The 15,196-nt window shown below is 62.4% G+C and carries 18 protein-coding genes and 1 pseudogene; 5 read left to right on the top strand and 14 right to left on the bottom strand.

The features are described 5' to 3' along the window. Positions 1-195 carry a hypothetical protein gene (locus ACMHLQ_RS17120; RefSeq protein ID WP_415405305.1) on the top strand — a complete coding sequence of 65 codons (195 nt, stop codon included), beginning with the start codon at positions 1-3 and terminating at the stop codon, positions 193-195. Here the strand turns inward: ACMHLQ_RS17120 and ACMHLQ_RS17115 are convergent. Then, complete coding sequence (locus ACMHLQ_RS17115; protein ID WP_415401913.1) at positions 192-536, bottom strand: hypothetical protein; 345 nt, start codon at positions 534-536, stop codon at positions 192-194. The two genes, ACMHLQ_RS17120 and ACMHLQ_RS17115, sit on opposite strands and share 4 nt — an antisense overlap. 115 nt (positions 537-651) lie before the next feature. Here ACMHLQ_RS17115 and ACMHLQ_RS17110 point away from each other — a divergent pair, with 115 nt between their 5' ends. After that, on the top strand, positions 652-1,275 hold the full coding sequence (locus ACMHLQ_RS17110) for a LysE family translocator (protein ID WP_415401912.1): 624 nt from the start codon (positions 652-654) through the stop codon (positions 1,273-1,275). A gap of 83 nt (positions 1,276-1,358) precedes the next feature. Here ACMHLQ_RS17110 and ACMHLQ_RS17105 read toward each other — a convergent pair whose 3' ends face one another. The 5 genes and pseudogenes from ACMHLQ_RS17105 to ACMHLQ_RS17085 form a co-directional block, all read right to left on the bottom strand. Beyond that, positions 1,359-1,679, bottom strand: coding sequence for a hypothetical protein (locus ACMHLQ_RS17105; protein ID WP_415401911.1), 321 nt, complete (start codon positions 1,677-1,679; stop codon positions 1,359-1,361). A gap of 153 nt (positions 1,680-1,832) precedes the next feature. Beyond that, positions 1,833-3,203 carry a glutamate--cysteine ligase gene (locus ACMHLQ_RS17100; protein WP_415401910.1) on the bottom strand — a complete coding sequence of 457 codons (1,371 nt, stop codon included), beginning with the start codon at positions 3,201-3,203 and terminating at the stop codon, positions 1,833-1,835. 116 nt (positions 3,204-3,319) lie between these two features. Continuing rightward, positions 3,320-3,822, bottom strand: a pseudogene (locus tag ACMHLQ_RS17095) (hypothetical protein). Positions 3,823-3,850: 28 nt separating this feature from the next. Further along, positions 3,851-4,726 carry a GNAT family N-acetyltransferase gene (locus tag ACMHLQ_RS17090; RefSeq protein WP_415401909.1) on the bottom strand — a complete coding sequence of 292 codons (876 nt, stop codon included), beginning with the start codon at positions 4,724-4,726 and terminating at the stop codon, positions 3,851-3,853. Beyond that, a complete protein-coding gene (locus ACMHLQ_RS17085; protein ID WP_415401908.1) occupies positions 4,726-5,451 on the bottom strand; it encodes a 16S rRNA (uracil(1498)-N(3))-methyltransferase in 726 nt (241 codons plus the stop codon). The genes ACMHLQ_RS17090 and ACMHLQ_RS17085 overlap by 1 nt, the downstream gene beginning before the upstream one ends. Before the next feature lie 11 nt (positions 5,452-5,462). On the opposite strand from ACMHLQ_RS17085, the gene ubiA reads away from it, so the two are divergent. From ubiA to ACMHLQ_RS17070, 3 genes are read left to right on the top strand one after another with little or no spacing between them, the layout of a single operon-like run. Then, the gene (ubiA, locus tag ACMHLQ_RS17080) at positions 5,463-6,425 is read left to right on the top strand and encodes a 4-hydroxybenzoate octaprenyltransferase (RefSeq protein WP_415401907.1); all 963 of its coding nucleotides are present in this window, start codon (positions 5,463-5,465) and stop codon (positions 6,423-6,425) included. A gap of 60 nt (positions 6,426-6,485) precedes the next feature. Continuing rightward, a complete protein-coding gene (locus ACMHLQ_RS17075) occupies positions 6,486-8,399 on the top strand; it encodes an OmpA family protein (RefSeq protein WP_415401906.1) in 1,914 nt (637 codons plus the stop codon). Beyond that, positions 8,386-8,712, top strand: a complete 327-nt coding sequence (locus ACMHLQ_RS17070; protein ID WP_415401905.1) for a hypothetical protein — start codon at positions 8,386-8,388, stop codon at positions 8,710-8,712. The genes ACMHLQ_RS17075 and ACMHLQ_RS17070 overlap by 14 nt, the downstream gene beginning before the upstream one ends. Positions 8,713-8,841: 129 nt before the next feature. Here the strand turns inward: ACMHLQ_RS17070 and ACMHLQ_RS17065 are convergent, their stop codons facing one another. The 8 genes from ACMHLQ_RS17065 to ACMHLQ_RS17030 all read right to left on the bottom strand — a co-directional run bounded on the left by ACMHLQ_RS17065 (position 8,842) and on the right by ACMHLQ_RS17030 (position 15,150). Continuing rightward, on the bottom strand, positions 8,842-9,282 hold the full coding sequence (locus ACMHLQ_RS17065; RefSeq protein ID WP_415401904.1) for a molybdenum cofactor biosynthesis protein MoaE: 441 nt from the start codon (positions 9,280-9,282) through the stop codon (positions 8,842-8,844). Between the two features lie 5 nt (positions 9,283-9,287). Then, on the bottom strand, positions 9,288-9,533 hold the full coding sequence (moaD, locus tag ACMHLQ_RS17060) for a molybdopterin converting factor subunit 1 (protein ID WP_415405304.1): 246 nt from the start codon (positions 9,531-9,533) through the stop codon (positions 9,288-9,290). A 5-nt stretch (positions 9,534-9,538) separates the two neighbouring features. Further along, positions 9,539-10,198: a CDP-diacylglycerol--glycerol-3-phosphate 3-phosphatidyltransferase gene (pgsA, locus tag ACMHLQ_RS17055; RefSeq protein WP_415401903.1), complete on the bottom strand. Its 660-nt coding sequence runs from the start codon at positions 10,196-10,198 to the stop codon at positions 9,539-9,541. A 45-nt stretch (positions 10,199-10,243) separates the two neighbouring features. Then, positions 10,244-12,130 (bottom strand): excinuclease ABC subunit UvrC, encoded by a 1,887-nt coding sequence (uvrC, locus tag ACMHLQ_RS17050; protein WP_415401902.1) that lies wholly within the window; start codon positions 12,128-12,130, stop codon positions 10,244-10,246. Between the two features lie 287 nt (positions 12,131-12,417). Beyond that, positions 12,418-13,197, bottom strand: coding sequence for an SDR family oxidoreductase (locus ACMHLQ_RS17045; RefSeq protein ID WP_415401901.1), 780 nt, complete (start codon positions 13,195-13,197; stop codon positions 12,418-12,420). A gap of 25 nt (positions 13,198-13,222) precedes the next feature. After that, positions 13,223-14,176, bottom strand: a complete 954-nt coding sequence (locus tag ACMHLQ_RS17040; protein ID WP_415405303.1) for a calcium/sodium antiporter — start codon at positions 14,174-14,176, stop codon at positions 13,223-13,225. A gap of 8 nt (positions 14,177-14,184) precedes the next feature. Further along, positions 14,185-14,349 (bottom strand): hypothetical protein, encoded by a 165-nt coding sequence (locus tag ACMHLQ_RS17035; protein ID WP_415401900.1) that lies wholly within the window; start codon positions 14,347-14,349, stop codon positions 14,185-14,187. A gap of 3 nt (positions 14,350-14,352) precedes the next feature. Further along, the gene (locus tag ACMHLQ_RS17030) at positions 14,353-15,150 is read right to left on the bottom strand and encodes a S49 family peptidase (protein ID WP_415401899.1); all 798 of its coding nucleotides are present in this window, start codon (positions 15,148-15,150) and stop codon (positions 14,353-14,355) included. Positions 15,151-15,196: the final 46 nt, after the last annotated feature.

Raw genomic sequence — 15,196 nt, 5'->3', positions numbered from 1 at the left:
ATGGGACGGCGCTATGTGGTGACAAAATCCGCATATGCGGGCGGCAAATCCATCAAGCTGGTGTCCGAAGAACTGGGCGGCACCGACTATATCAGCCTCAACTGGTACGATCTGGCCGCGGGCAAGCGTCTGAAACCCTGCGAAATGCCCGCCGCCAAAGTCACTGCCTTTGTCCTGGCACTGGTGCCCGACTAGTTCGGCGTCAGTTTCTCAAGCGCGGCGCCATTGGCCCACGTGCCGTGCAAGCTGCCATCGGGCATCACGACGTAAACCACAGGCGTGTCCGCGCCCCAGTTCACAGTGATCACGCGCCCGTCCTGCACGCCGGTGCCGATATAGCTGCTGTTGCCCACGCTCCAGGCCATGCTGACCACATTGGCGCTGTGGGTCAGTTGCACCACACCGCGATAGGCAGACCCATCCGGGTTACGCCCCTCGGCCTTATAGCTCCCGCTCAGGCCCTGCGCGGTCGCAGGCCCGGCCAAAATCGCCAGCGCCCCGAGTGTCATCACAATACGTCTGTTCAAAATACTCATCCGTCATTTCCTTTTTTCGGCATGCGCGCATGGTTCGACCGTTTCCGAAGTGTTCGGACTGGACTGAACGCGCCACACCCTGTCTTATGAGGCTAGCATAACCCGAGGTCGCGACATGACGGAAATAAACCTGCCCCTGATCCTGTTGGCCGCATTGCTGGCGGGGGCGAGCCCCGGCCCCGCCACGCTCACCATTGCGGGCACCTCCATGGCATCGGGGCGGCGCGCGGGTCTGGCGGTCGCATCCGGTGTGACCACGGGGTCGTTCATGTGGTCCGTCTCTGCTGCCTTCGGGCTGGGGGCGATCATGCTGGCAAATGTCTGGCTGTTCGAGATCATCCGCTATGCCGGTGCCGCCTATCTCGGCTGGCTCGCGATCAAATCTGCGCGCGCGGCCTGGCTTGGCGCAAAGCTCAAGGTGCCGCCCGTGTCTCAACGCCCCCTCAAGGGGCACTATGCCAAGGGCCTTGGCCTGCACCTGACCAACCCCAAGGCGATCCTGTTCTTTGGCGCGCTGTATTCCGTCGGCGTGCCGCCTGGAACCCCAGTGACGGGGCTGGTGACCGTGATCCTCGCCGTGGGTGCGTTGAGTTTCACCGTCTTTCACGGCTACGCGCTGATCTTTTCCTCGGCCCCGATGATGCGCGCCTATACCCGGGCCAAGCGGGTTTTCGAGGCGGCTTTCGCGATGTTCTTTGGCGCCGCGGCTTTGCGCATTCTGACGGCGCGGCTGGTGTGAGGGGGGCTGCTGTGCGGACAAAGCTGCCGTTGGATCAAACAATTTGAACGGCTGCTTTGATGGCTGTGGCTACTGGGTTCATTTCATGGAAGGTACTCTGGGGCGACGATCTGCAAAAAACCAACCATTGCAAATAGCGTCAACCAACTCACCGCAACGTATCCGATAGCTTTTGCCCACTTTCGCCGTAACTCGGGAAAAATCTCACCTGCAATGAAACGACCAAAGGTGTTGTTGACGCCATTTGGGTTAGCCAAATCCTTGCATGGGCTAAGCGCACCATCCCAGTCCGAGCTTCCAAACAAGGTGAAGATGATCTTTGCCTGCCAATAGAACGCGACCCCGAATGCGATCAAGGCATTAGCTGCCAGCAAAAGCGGGATCGAGGACACAACATATGACATGTACCAAACCTAGTGGCCAACAGCACGTGGTTCAATTCCAACTGCAGACAATGGTACATAATGCAGCATTCAGTAGTATGGGCTCGAACCGGTCATTCAGGGCATATATTCTCAACCACATACCGCTGTAATTTGCGCCCAATACCGCCGGTATCAGTAGGAATAGTCCGCAAACACCCGCGTCACGTCGCCGTTCCAATCGCCTTGAAAGTGTTCCAGCAACTCGTCAGCGGGCACCTTGCCCGTGTCGATGCTTTCCTGCAGGGCGTTCAGGAAGTGGGTTTCATCCGGGATCATGCCTCCGGCCCCGGCACGGGCCCGCGCCACCAGACCGCTGCGCGAAATCTCGACCGCTTGGCGCGCCAGATCGTGCATGCGCACCCCGTTCACCTCGGCCTGCAATCCATCGACCGAGGCCGCCACGCGCAAGCCTTCGCGCGTCTCGGCATCAAAGCCCTTGACCAGATCCCACGCCGCATCCAGCGCGGTCTGGTCATACATCAGCCCCACCCAGAACGCGGGCAAGGCGCACAGGCGCCGCCACGGATTGCCATCCGCCCCGCGCATCTCGATGAATTTCTTGACCCGCGCCTCGGGAAAGGCGGTGGTCATGTGATCGGCCCAATCGCTGAGCGTCGGCGTCTCGCCCGGCAGTGCAGGCAGCTTGCCCGCCATGAAGTCGCGGAACGACATGCCCAGCGCGTCGATGTATTTCCCGTCGCGATAGACGAAGTACATCGGCACATCGAGGGCGTATTGCACCCACCGCTCAAACCCGAACCCGTCCTCGAAGATGAAGGGCACCATGCCGGTGCGGTCCGGATCCAGATCGCGCCACACTCGGGAGCGCCAGGATTTGTGGCCATTCGCCTTGCCCTCGAAAAACGGGGAGTTGGCGAACAGCGCCACGGCCACGGGCTGCAAGGCCACCGCCACGCGCATCTTTTGCACCATGTCGGCCTCGGATGCGAAATCGAGGTTCACCTGCACTGTACAGGTGCGGCGCATCATGGTGCGGCCCATCGTGCCGACCTTGCCCATATAGGCATCCATCAGCTTGTAACGGCCTTTGGGCATCAAGGGCATGTCTTCGTGCGTCCAGTGCGGTGCGGCGCCAAGGCCGATAAAGCCCACACCGATCTCATTGGCGATGTCCATCACCTCGGCGAGATGCTGGTTCACCTCGTCGCAAGTCTCGTGAATGGTTTCCAGCGGGGCACCGGCCAGTTCCAGCGCGCCACCGGGTTCCAGCGATATGTTGCACAGCCCTTTCTCAAGGCCGGTCAGCTTGCCGCCCTCGCGCACCTCGGACCAGCCGTGGCGGTCGCGTAACCCCCCCAGCACCGCCTCGATTGACCGTGCACCTTCGAATGGCAGGGGTTTGAGCGTGTCGCGGCAATAGCCGAACTTTTCGTGTTCGGTGCCGATGCGCCACTGTTCCTTGGGCTTGCAGCCCGAGGCCATGTATTCGGCCAATTGATCATGATGCTCGATCGGCCCGCCGCCGGACTGAGGAATGGACATTGGGGCGCTCCGCGTGGCCTGTCGTCAAGACTTCAAGGGATGGGGCGATTTGGTCGGGGTGTCAATGCACCCCAAAGGTGCGCAGGCTCACGACATGGTGCGCGCAGTCGCAGGCCTCAGGCCCGGCCCAGGGGCTTCATCTGGGCCAGTGTCGGCGCCTCGCGTTCCCAGATCACGACAGGCACATCCGGCTGGTCGCGCAATTGCGCCAGCATGTGTTCGGTCTTGAGCCCCGGCAGGGCGGCAAAGGCGTCAAACAGCGCATCCGCACCATGGGCATCGACCGGGATCATCAAGGGGGATGATCCGGTTGCTCCAGTTTCCAGTGCGCCGGGCGCTGCGCCCCGTCCAGCATCAGCCGAGACATTTCCCGCATCGCGATGGTGCCGCCGGACAGCGGGCCAAAGTAAGTCACCTGCCCCTCGTCCACCTGCACGGTGCCCAGGCCCCCACCCGCACCGCGAAAGCGCCCGCGCTGCAAACCGATCATGATCAGCGCCCCTGCCCCGACCAGCAGCGCAGGCGCAACAAAGCCGAGCAGTCCCCGTGGGCCAGCCAGCCACCACAAGGCCAGGACGGCCAGCGCCACCCCGATCAGCACTTCGCGCCAGCGCCACAGGGCAGCCGTGGCTTCGGGTCGAAAAAGGTCATCCTGTCACTCCAATGTCGATTGGGTCTTTCAACAGCGCGATGCGGTACTGGCCGATCAACGTGTACCCCAACGCCTCGTATGCATGGGCGGCGGCGGCATTGTTGGCAAATAGCACGGATTGCGTGACGCCCTCTGCCTCGCATTGGCGCAACAAGCCCGCCAGCGCGCGTCGGGCATAGCCCTTGCCGCGCAAGCCATCAGGGGTGAACACACCGCCGATCTGGACGATGTCCGGCAGGCGCGCATTCACGCCCGCCATGGCGACAGGTGCGCCGTCTTCCTCCAGCAACACGACGTCCCGCGTGCCAATGGCGGCCTGTGCCCGCGCCATCGCCCGTTCGGATGGCGGATCAGAGGGGGGCGCCTGACCTGTGTCCGATTCGTAAGCCGCGAACCATGCGGCCAGGATCGGCAGATCATCCGTCGTGGCCTGACGCACCGCGCCTGTCATGGGCGCCATGTCTGCGATGGTCAGATGATACAGCGGCTCATCCGCCAGCAGGTTCCAAGGGCCTTCGGCCAAGCCCGTCGCCCTCAAGCACTGCTGCACCTGCTCCGGCACACCGGTCATGCCCTTCACGCGCCGCCCCGCGATCCCGGCGGCAAAGGCTGCCCACTGGGCGGGAGTGGCATCGGGGGCCTGCGCCATCAGAAATCCGTGATTGGTGATGGCAAAAACGGCCGTCACCGGGCCGCCTGTATCCGGAATGAAAAAGATCGTCCCATGCGCGCCCTCGGTATCATCTGTCCCATGCGCGGCCAGGTTGCTGCGCAGGAACATCGACGTTGCGGGATGCTGCGCCAGAAACGCCTCCATCCGAGCGGCATCATCCGGCCCGGCGCGGCGTAAGGCGCAGGTGTCCTGCGCCATCACTGCCAGTCCCCCAAGCGCTGCTGCCAGACAGTCAGCGCCGCCACAGCCGCCGTGTCCGCCCGCAAGATGCGCGGGCCAAGCTGCACCGCATGAGCGGTGTCCATCCCGTGCAACCGGGCGCGTTCCTTGCCGGAAAACCCACCCTCGGGTCCGATCAAAATCGCCCACGGCCCCGCCAGCGCCGGTAAGGCGGAGGTGTCCTCCGCCCCTGCCAGCGCCTCATCGCAGAACATCACCTGCCGATCTCCCAGATCGGCCAGGACCCGGTCCAGCCGCCCCATCTCGGCCACTTCGGGCACATAAGTCCCGCCGCATTGTTCCGCCGCCTCGACTGCATGGGCCTGCAAACGATCCCGCTGCACCCGGCCAGCATTAGTGAAATCCGTCTGCACGGGCACAATCCGGCGCGCGCCCATCTCGGCCGCCTTCTCAACAATGAAATCCGTACGGGCCTTCTTGATCGGCGCGAACAGCAGCCACAGGTCCGGTGGTACGACCAGCGGCCGGGTCTGTGCCTCGCAAGACAACAGGCCACCGCGCTTGCCCGCCTCGACCACCTGCGCCCGCCACTCTCCATCCACCCCGTTGAACAGCAGCACATGCGCGCCCACCGCCAGACGCATCACGCCGAACAGGTAATGGGCCTGCTCCCGCGACAGGACGACGGATTGCCCATCGGCCAAAGGGTGCTCTACATAAAGGCGGATCTTGGCATCACTCATGGGCCCTACATATGACCAACACTTCCCCTGCACCAGACGACCAGGTGGCCGATGCCGTAAAAGGCAACTGGGTCGACACGCTCGCCCCGGCGGCAACGCGCCCCTACCTGCGCCTGTCCCGCGCAGACCGGCCCATCGGCACATGGCTGCTGCTGATCCCATGCTGGTGGGGATTGACGCTGGCCATGATCCACGACCAAAGCGCCAGCTGGCACGACGCCTGGATCGCCATCGGCTGCGCGGCAGGGGCCTGGCTGATGCGTGGGGCGGGGTGCACGTGGAACGACATCACCGACCGCGATTATGACGGACAGGTGGAGCGCACGCGCTCGCGGCCCATCCCTGCGGGACAGGTCACGGTAAGAGGTGCCGTGATCTGGATGTGCGTCCAGGCGCTGATCGCTTTCTGCATCCTGTTGACCTTCCATATCAACGCGATCCTGCTGGGCGTGCTGGCGCTGGTCCCGGTGGCGATCTACCCCTTTGCCAAACGCTTTACTTGGTGGCCCCAGGTCTTCCTGGGCCTCGCCTTCAACTGGGGCGCGCTGCTGGCCTGGACGGCGCATACGGGCAAACTCGAGGCGCCTGCTGTGGTGCTTTACCTTGCGGGCATCGCCTGGACGCTGTTCTATGACACGATCTATGCGCATCAGGACACCGAAGACGACGCGCTGATCGGGATCAAATCGACCGCCCGCCTGTTCGGAGAAAACACGGCCCCCTGGTTGCGCCGGTTCCTGATGGCGACAGTGGGGCTGATGGGGATCGCGGTTGTGTTCTCGGCCATCGACGACGCCTCGATCCTGGCGATGGTGATCGCGCTGGGCGGGCCCTGGGCGATGGGCTGGCACATGGCCTGGCAGCTGCGCGGGCTCGACATCGAGGATGCGGACAAATGCCTCCAACTCTTCCGCGTCAACCGTGACACCGGCATGATCCCGCTGGTCTTTTTTTGTGTCGCCCTGTTCGTTTGATTGAAAGACGGCGCGCAGCCCCTTAGACCCGTCCTACCATAACAAAACAAAGGCGCGCCCATGCGTTTGTCTTCCCTTGCCCTGATTGTCGCGACCTTTGCCGTCGCCGCCGTGTTGTCGTTGGTGGCCGCAAACCTGTCGGTGAAACTGATCGAGGAAAGCTCGGAAATAGGGGTGCGGGACGCGCTGGATGATCGCGGCATGACATGGGCGGAAGTGCAGGCCGACGGGTTGCAGGTCACGCTGGCCGGGATCGCACCGACCGAGGCCGTGCGCTTTGCCGCGCTGTCCGCTGCCGGGTCCATCGTGGATGCAGCGCGCGTGATCGACGACATGCAGGTCGAGGCGGCAGCAGCCATCGCCCCGCCCCGCTTTTCCGCCGAAATCCTGCGCAATGACGCGGGCCTGTCGATCATCGGGCTGATGCCCGCCTCGAGCGACCGGGACGAAGTGTTGGACCGCGTGCGCGCGATCAGTGGCGATCTGCCTGTGACCGACCTGATCGAAGTCGCCGACTACCCCGCGCCGGACGGGTGGGAAGACGCGCTCGGCTTTTCCCTGACGGCGATGGAACGACTGCCCCGGGCCAAGGTCTCTGTCTCGGCCGGGCGGGTGGCGATCCGGGCCATCACAGACAGTGGCGAGGAAAAGGCGCGCCTTGAATCCCAGTTGAACCGCGCGGCCCCTCCGGGCCTGCGCGTATCGCTGGATGTGGCGGCCCCCCGCCCTGTGATCACCCCCTTCACGCTGCGGCTGGTCAAGGACGACGCGGGCACAAGGTTTGACGCCTGCTCTGCCGATACAAACGCCACACGCACCCGTATCCTGAATGCAGCCTTTGCCGCCGGGCTGACGGGGCCGGGCACCTGCACCGTCGGCATGGGCGTGCCCAGCCCCAACTGGGGCGCAGCCGTAGAACAGGCGATTGGCGCGCTCAACGAACTTGGCGCGGGCACGGTCACCTTTTCGGATGCGGACATCACACTGGTCGCGGCCGAAGGGACACCGCAAGGCGATTTCGACCGGGTCGTGGGCGAGTTGGAAAACAGCCTGCCGCAGGTATTCGCGCTGTATGCGAAACTGCCCGAAACGGTCGACCCGGATCAGGGACCGTCGGAATTTGTCGCCACGCTCAGCCCCGAGGGACTGGTGCAACTGCGCGGGCGCCTCTCGGATGAAAACCTGCGCAATGTGGCGGACAGCTATGCGCGCGCGGCCTTTGGGTCGGACAGAGTCTATACCGCGACGCGGCTGGTCGATGACCTGCCCAGCAATTGGCCCGTGCGGGTGCTGACCGGGCTCGAGGCCCTGTCACAACTCTCAAACGGGGCGGTCACCGTCTCACCCGATACTGTCATTGTCTCCGGCAACACGGGCGACCCCAAGGCCAGCACGAATATCGCCTCCCTCCTCGCCTCCAAACTGGGCGAGGCGGAAGAGTTCGACATTCGTGTGACCTATCAGGAAAAACTGGACCCCGTGGCCGCCCTGCCCACACCGGATGAATGCGAGGCCGAAATCTCCGACATCCTGGCCACGTCCAAGATTACCTTTGAACCCAGCAGCGCGACCATCGACGCCTCTGCCCTGGGCACCATGGACGACATTGCGGACATCCTGCGCCAATGCGGCGACATCCGCCTCGAGATCCAGGGGCACACCGACAGCCAGGGCCGTGAAGAGATGAACCTGAACCTCAGCCAGGCGCGCGCGCAGTCGGTTCTGAACGAATTGCGGGCGCGCCGTGTGCTGACCTCGACCTACACCGCCAAGGGTTACGGTGAGGCCGACCCCATCGCGGACAATGACAGCGATGAAGGGCGCGAGGCCAACCGGCGCATCGAATTTCGCCTGATCCGCCCCAAACCCTCTGCGCCCGAAGGCGAAACAACGCTGGAAACCATCGCCGGAACAAGCGATACAGAGGCGCAGAGCGAGACGGCGACCGAAGGAACAGAAGATGAGCAGAACTGAGTTTGTCATTGCGACAGCCATCATTCTATTCATCGCCTTTTGTCTGGGCTGGTTCGCCAATTGGCTGATCCACCGCTTTACCCGCGTGGCCGCAGGCGATGTGGCCGAGCTTGACCGGATGAGCCAGGAGCTGCACGAAGCCGAAGAGACGCGTGATCAGGCGATCACCTATCTGCAGCAACGTGAGGCCGAGTTGACCAACCAACTGGCCCAGACCGAGGCGGAGTTGCGTGCGGCCATGGACGGGTTGCGCGATGCGCGCCACGAGACCGAAGAGCTGCGCGCCTGGGTAGACCGCCAACAAGCCGGGTGAGCGGGGGCGGACGACACGTCCGCCTTACGTGACAGTGTGCAATGTTTATGTGTTGTCGTCGCCGCACAGCCGGGTTGAGGGTGTGTCGGCTGAAACGCCCCAGCGTTACGGGCGCAGGACACCTGCGCCTTACCAGCGTTTCAGAGCATCCTCATCCGTCTCTTTCGCCGCCACCCAACTGGCGCCATGGGATGTGATCTCGCGCTTCCAGAATGGCGCGCGGGATTTGAGGTAGTCCATCAGGTATTCTGCCGCCTCGAAAGCATCCTTGCGGTGGCGGGCAGCGGTGGCCACCATCATGATCATCTCGCCCGGCTCCAGCCGCCCATGGCGGTGGATCACCAGCGCATCCTCCAGCGACCATCGGCTGATGGCCTCGCCGGCGATGTCGCGCAGCGCAGCCTCGGTCATGCCGGGATAGTGTTCGATCTCCATCGCCTCAAGTCCACCCGACACGTCGCGCACGATGCCGGTGAAGGTCACCACAGCACCGGACACGGTGCGACCCCCGGCGAAGGCCGCCGCCTCGGCGCCAAAGTCGAACGGGGCCTCTTGGACAGCGACGCACATGGGGCTTAGCCCCCTGTCATTGGTGGAAAAAACGCCACTTCGCGCACACCGCTCAGGGGTGCATCGAACTCCGAAAGTTCCTGGTCCAGGGCAACGCGCAAGGCCGTCACATCGGCAAAGGCGGCGGCATAGCGTTCTTCCCGTCCGCGCAGTTCATCGACCAGTTCCATGACCGTTGCGGCCTTGGTCTCGACCACCTCGCGCGGCAATCCGATCCGCTCGCGCACCCACGCGAAATACAGGACATCCATGCTCATCACCCTTTCAGATACGGCGTTGCCTTGCGAAAATAATCCCATCCGGTGATCAATGTAAGGGCCGCAGCCAGCCAGAGCAGCCAGAGGCCCGCACGCCCGGCCCACTCGGCGCCAGCCAGCTTCCAACCAAGGCCGTGCAGGTCCGGCTGATCACCGTTCAGGATGGCAGACACCATGTCGCTGTCCATGCCCCAGATCGACATGCCAAAATAGTGCTCGAACACGCCCTGGGAAAACAGCACAGCGATTGCAACCATTTGCAGGGTCGTCTTCCACTTGGCCAGTTGGGTCACCTTGAGCGTCCCGGCAGTGTCGCCAAGGAACTCGCGCAGGCCCGATACGAACACTTCACGGAACAGGATCATGGTCGCGGGCAGCACCAGCCAGGGCGACCAGGAGGAAAAGCCGATGATGACCATCAGCGCGATCACCACCATCGCCTTGTCCGCGATAGGGTCGAGCATGGTCCCCAGCTTGGTCTGTTGCCCCCAGGCGCGCGCGAGATAGCCGTCAAACCAGTCTGTGATAGCGGCACCCACAAACAGAACCACCGCAAAGATATCCGCATAAGGCCTTGTGAAATATAGGAACATCACCGCCACGAGGGGCGCCGCGATCAGCCGCATCACCGTCAGGATATTTGGAATGGTCCATGTCATGGCCTTGGTTTATCCGGTTCCGCAGGGCGCAGGAAGGGGGCGCGCCTATTGGTCATGAAAGAAGTCATAGACCTTCTGCGCAAGCCCTTCGGAAACGCCCTCCACGGCCTTGAGATCGGCCAAATTGGCGCGCCCCACGGCCTTGGCTGACCCGAAATGCGCAAGCAGTGCGCGTTTGCGCGCCGCCCCCACGCCCGGAATGTCATCCAGCGGATTTTTCATGTTGGATTTCGCGCGCTTGGCCCGGTGGGTGCCGATGGCAAAACGGTGCGCCTCGTCCCGCATGCGCTGGACAAAGTAGAGGACGGGGTCGTTGTGGCGCAGGGCAAAGGGGCGCTTGCCGATGCGGTGAAACTCCTCTTTGCCCGCGTCCCGGTCGATGCCCTTGGCCACACCGACCATCGGGATATCCTCGACACCGTGTTCGCGCATGATCTCGGCCACTGCACTCACCTGCCCGGCGCCCCCGTCGATCAGCAACAGGTCTGGCCACATGCCCTTTTCGCGGTCCGGGTCCTCGTTTAGCAAGCGTTTGAAGCGGCGATGCAGAACCTCTTTCATCATGCCGAAGTCGTCGCCCGGGGTCAGGTCATCGCCCTTGATGTTGAACTTGCGATAGCTGTTCTTCACGAACCCTTCCGGGCCCGCCACGATCATACCGCCCACAGCGTTGGTGCCCTGGATATGAGAGTTGTCATAGACCTCGATCCGTTGTGGCACCTCGGGCAGGTCAAACGCCTCAGCCAACCCTTTCAACAGCTTGGTCTGAGTTGCGCTCTCGGCCATCTTGCGCGCGAGGCTTTCGCGGGCGTTGCGCAGGGCACTGTCCACCAGTTCGGCCTTTTCGCCGCGCTGGGGCACCAGCAGCTCGACCTTGCGACCCAGCCTTTGCGTGAGGGCATCGGACATCAGATCGGGGTTCTCGATCTCGTTGGACAGGATCAACTGGCGCGGCGGTTCCTTGGTGTCATAGAACTGGCCAAGGAAGGCCTCGAGCACCTCGGCCGCATCCACATCCGCACCCACGCGAGGGTAAAAGTCGCGGTTGCCCCAGTTCTGCCCCGCCCGGATAAAGAACACCTGAACACAGGCCTGGCCCTGTTCCAGATGCAACGCCACGATGTCGGCCTCACTCACCCCACGCGGGTTGATGCCCTGGGCCGATTGTACCTGCGTCATGGCGCGGATGCGGTCGCGCAAGGCGGCCGCGCGCTCGAACTCCATCGCTTCTGAGGCCTCTTGCATCTGCCCGGCCAGCTTGGCCTGGATATCCGTGCTGCGCCCTGACAGGAAACGCTCGGCATCCTTGACCGACTGGGCATAGTCGCTTTCCGAAATCAGCCCCACGCAAGGACCGGAGCAGCGTTTGATCTGGTGCAGCAGGCAGGGGCGCGTGCGGCTTTGGAACATCGAGTCGGTGCAGTTGCGAAGCAGAAAGACTTTCTGCAGCTGATTGAGCGTGCGGTTCACTGCACCTGCGCTGGCAAAGGGGCCGTAGTAGGCGCCTTTTTCCTTCTTCGCACCGCGGTGTTTTTTGATCTGAGGAAAGGGGTGATCGCCCGTCACCAGGATATTGGGAAAGGATTTGTCATCGCGCAGCAGAACATTGAACTTGGGCTTGAGCTGCTTGATCAGGTTCTGTTCCAGCAGCAGCGCTTCGGTCTCTGTCCGGGTGGTCAGGAACATCATCGATGCGGTCATCGAGATCATGCGCGCGATGCGCGGGCTGTGCCCAGCAGGCCGGGCATAGTTCGACACGCGCGCGCGCAAATTGCGCGCTTTGCCGACGTAGAGCACGCGGCTTTCGCGATCAAGCATGCGGTAGACACCGGGCGAGCTGTCGATGGTCTTCAGATAACTCTGAATGACATCATGGCCCACCGGCACGGGCTGCTCAATCTGAGGGTGATCTGGGTCGCTCGGGTTCGCCATTCGATTCGCTGTCGTTTCCGGTTTTGGCTGCACTGATTAACATAGGGGTTCAAGCAATCTTACATCCACCGATCCTGTGGATAAGTCTGATGACAAGTTCTGGACCTTAGCAAAAAATCGTTATTTTTTCGGCCTTTCCTTGGTGTGCCTAATTTTTAGGCAGTATCTCAAGCTATTGTTTTCATTCACTATTTAAATGAACGCATCGCAAGTGTCTGAAAATAAAGGCCTTTTGGTAACACTTTTGTAACGAACATTAACGCGGTGCAAAACTCACGCTAGGTCAACTACTCGACGCCCACAACGTCCGGTGTTTCCCAGGCCAGATGCTGCCCGCCATCTACACACAGCAACTGCCCTGTGACGGCAGGAGCGTCGAGAAAATAGCCAAGAGCCGCGACAATATCCGCAGGGTTCGATCCGCGCTCAAGAACAGTTGCCGCACGCTGTTTGGCGAAGTGTTCGGCGCTTTGGCGACCCCCTTGCAAGGTGGGGCCCGGCCCCACGGCATTGACGCGGATTGCAGGTGTCAGCGCCCGCGCACTTGTCTGGGTCAGCGCCCACAGCCCCATCTTGGCCAGTGTGTAGGTCATGAACTCCGGCGTCAGCTTGCGCACCCGCTGGTCGACCATGTTCAGGATCAGGCCGGTCGCCACCGGCTCGCCCATATCATCCGTGTCCGGCGCCAGCCCTTGCGCAGCCATGGCCTGGGTCAGCACGAAGGGTGCGCGCAGGTTGCTGTCCATATGTTTGTCCCAGCTGGCGCGGGTCGCCGTCTCGATCGTGTCGTGTTCGAAGATGGACGCGTTGTTGACCAGACAGGTGATCGGCCCCCCCAAGGCATCCACAGCGCGCCCGAACAGGGCCTGTGTCGCATCCTCATCAAGCAGGTCGGCCTGCAAGGCGACGCCCTTGCGCCCCGCGGCCTCGATCTGCGCTACGGTCTCGCGTGCGCCGCCATCCGAACTGGCGTAGTGCACCGCCACGTCGTAGCCACGGCCCGCAAGATACACCGCCATGGCCTGGCCCAACCTGTGCCCTGCCCCTGTTACAAGCGCGCGTGTCATCGCACCCTCCCCTTCATTATTTTTGTCAGCTTAGCACAATGGCCAGATAGGCCAGATAAAGCGCGGTCAAGATCACGCCCCATATGCGCGTCATATCGCGCCGCATGTAGACGAAGGGCACCAGCAGGATAGAGGCGGCCAGCATGACCCACAGATCGAACCGCAGGAACGCCTGATCAACCGGGATGGGCCCGACAAGGCTGGCAATGCCGATAATGGCGAGCAGGTTGAACATGTTCGACCCGATGACATTGCCCAGCGCCACGTCGGCCTGACGGCGCAGCGCGGCCATGACAGTGGTGGCAAGTTCGGGCAACGAGGTGCCGACCGCAACCAGCGTCAGGCCGATGACCGTGTCGCTGACCCCGTAGGTCTTGGCAATGACGGTGGCGTTGTCGACCAGCAGATCGGCCCCCAGGGGCAAGCCAATCAGGCCCAGGACCAGAAAGATCGCGATGCGCCACCACGGCAAATCGGGGTCCACCCCTTCGATCTCTTCCTCTTCAGCCGTGCCGTTGGCACAAGCCGCCCTGTGGCCCTTGGCCTCCATCGCCTGATCGAACAGAACAAACCCAAGTGCCGCCAGCAGAACGATGGCCGAGACCCAGTCAAACACGCCGCGGAACGCCAGTGCGATGAACAGGATCGACGCGGCAATCATGTAGTTGAAGGTCTTTTTGGTATCGCATTCCGAGGTGTGCATCGTCGCCAGCAAGGCCGGGATACCAAGAACCAACAGGATGTTGGCGGTGTTCGAGCCCACCACATTGCCCATGGCGATGCCCGGTGCGTCATCCAGAATGGCCTGAACCGCGATCAGAAGTTCGGGGGCGGAGGTACCGAAGGCGACAATGGTCAAACTCACAATCAGCGCAGGCACACCCAGTCGCAACGACAGGTTCACCGCACCTTTGACCAGCGAGTCCCCTGCGAGCAGAAGGATCAACAGACCCAGCCCACTCAGCAACCAAGGCATCAATTCGCTCATCACCCCTTCCCTCGTCCGCAGGCACAGGGGCCCTTGCCAATGCGGTAGCGCCCGCAGTCGCATTTTGTCTGGCTCAGGCGCTTGCCGCCGATCCAATGCAACTTACCGAACATGGCGAGGACACCCATGAAGACGAGGAATAAGACGACGATCTTCGTGAGCATTCGTTAGAGTCCAAACTGAGCGTATGCCGCCCGTTCTTCGATGGAACTGATTGTGTCGTCAACCATTTGTGCGCCGATGCGGGACAAAAATGGCTTGCGTACGCCGTAGCGCCGCAGTTTGACCTTGTCACCGAACCGGTCCTTGAGCATCGGTTTGATGTGCCCGATGCCGTCGATCAGCCCGAGGTCTTGCGCCTTTTTGGCCAGCCACACTTCGCCCGTGAACAGATCGGCCGTGCCGTCCAACTTGCCTGCGCGGCGGTCCTGCACGTGGTCGATGAAATTGGTGTGGATGTCGTCCAATAGCCCTTTGAGGCGTTCGACATCTTCGGGCTTTTCCGGGCGGAACGGGTCCAGCATGGATTTGGACTTTCCTGCGGTATAGACGCGCCGCTCGACGCCTTGCTTGACCAGAAACTCGTGCGCGCCGAACCCGGCAGAGATCACACCGATCGAGCCCACGACCGAGGACGAGTCCGCATAAATCTCGTCCGCCGCTGCAGCAAGCCAATAGCCACCGGACGCTGCTACATCCTCGACAAAGGCGAGAACGGGAATATCCTTTTCCTCGGCCAGCCGACGAATGCGGGCACCGATCAGCGAGGATTGCACGGCACTGCCGCCCGGCGAGTTCACTTCCAGCGCGACGGCCGCGGGCTTGCCGCGCGAGAAGGCTTTTTCAATGACAGGTGCGAGGGCGCGGTCATTCAATGCACCCCGCCCGCCACCAGCAATGACCCCTTGCAACCGGATCACGGCCACGGTGGGGTCCGATTTCATGAAGGGGATCCAGCGTTTCATCCTAGCCCATTTAGATTGCTGCCCTGACCCAAACAAGGCCACACTG

Source organism: Tateyamaria algicola, assembly GCF_047715485.1.
Lineage (GTDB): Bacteria > Pseudomonadota > Alphaproteobacteria > Rhodobacterales > Rhodobacteraceae > Tateyamaria.
Note: the sequence above shows the minus strand (reverse complement) of the source record. Positions and strands in the feature narration are given on the sequence as shown.

What these genes read in the sequence shown, in the direction of transcription:
- ACMHLQ_RS17065 (WP_415401904.1), bottom strand. Translation starts at nt 9,282, where the DNA reads ATGTGCGTCGCTGTCCAAGAGGCCCCGTTCGACTTTGGCGCCGAGGCG.
- ACMHLQ_RS17085 (WP_415401908.1), bottom strand. Translation starts at nt 5,451, where the DNA reads ATGAGTGATGCCAAGATCCGCCTTTATGTAGAGCACCCTTTGGCCGAT.
- ubiA (WP_415401907.1), top strand. Translation starts at nt 5,463, where the DNA reads ATGACCAACACTTCCCCTGCACCAGACGACCAGGTGGCCGATGCCGTA.
- uvrC (WP_415401902.1), bottom strand. Translation starts at nt 12,130, where the DNA reads ATGGCGAACCCGAGCGACCCAGATCACCCTCAGATTGAGCAGCCCGTG.
- ACMHLQ_RS17110 (WP_415401912.1), top strand. Translation starts at nt 652, where the DNA reads ATGACGGAAATAAACCTGCCCCTGATCCTGTTGGCCGCATTGCTGGCG.
- ACMHLQ_RS17120 (WP_415405305.1), top strand. Translation starts at nt 1, where the DNA reads ATGGGACGGCGCTATGTGGTGACAAAATCCGCATATGCGGGCGGCAAA.
- moaD (WP_415405304.1), bottom strand. Translation starts at nt 9,533, where the DNA reads ATGGATGTCCTGTATTTCGCGTGGGTGCGCGAGCGGATCGGATTGCCG.
- ACMHLQ_RS17105 (WP_415401911.1), bottom strand. Translation starts at nt 1,679, where the DNA reads ATGTCATATGTTGTGTCCTCGATCCCGCTTTTGCTGGCAGCTAATGCC.
- ACMHLQ_RS17045 (WP_415401901.1), bottom strand. Translation starts at nt 13,197, where the DNA reads ATGACACGCGCGCTTGTAACAGGGGCAGGGCACAGGTTGGGCCAGGCC.
- ACMHLQ_RS17070 (WP_415401905.1), top strand. Translation starts at nt 8,386, where the DNA reads ATGAGCAGAACTGAGTTTGTCATTGCGACAGCCATCATTCTATTCATC.
- ACMHLQ_RS17075 (WP_415401906.1), top strand. Translation starts at nt 6,486, where the DNA reads ATGCGTTTGTCTTCCCTTGCCCTGATTGTCGCGACCTTTGCCGTCGCC.
- ACMHLQ_RS17030 (WP_415401899.1), bottom strand. Translation starts at nt 15,150, where the DNA reads ATGAAACGCTGGATCCCCTTCATGAAATCGGACCCCACCGTGGCCGTG.
- pgsA (WP_415401903.1), bottom strand. Translation starts at nt 10,198, where the DNA reads ATGACATGGACCATTCCAAATATCCTGACGGTGATGCGGCTGATCGCG.
- ACMHLQ_RS17100 (WP_415401910.1), bottom strand. Translation starts at nt 3,203, where the DNA reads ATGTCCATTCCTCAGTCCGGCGGCGGGCCGATCGAGCATCATGATCAA.
- ACMHLQ_RS17090 (WP_415401909.1), bottom strand. Translation starts at nt 4,726, where the DNA reads ATGGCGCAGGACACCTGCGCCTTACGCCGCGCCGGGCCGGATGATGCC.
- ACMHLQ_RS17115 (WP_415401913.1), bottom strand. Translation starts at nt 536, where the DNA reads ATGAGTATTTTGAACAGACGTATTGTGATGACACTCGGGGCGCTGGCG.
- ACMHLQ_RS17035 (WP_415401900.1), bottom strand. Translation starts at nt 14,349, where the DNA reads ATGCTCACGAAGATCGTCGTCTTATTCCTCGTCTTCATGGGTGTCCTC.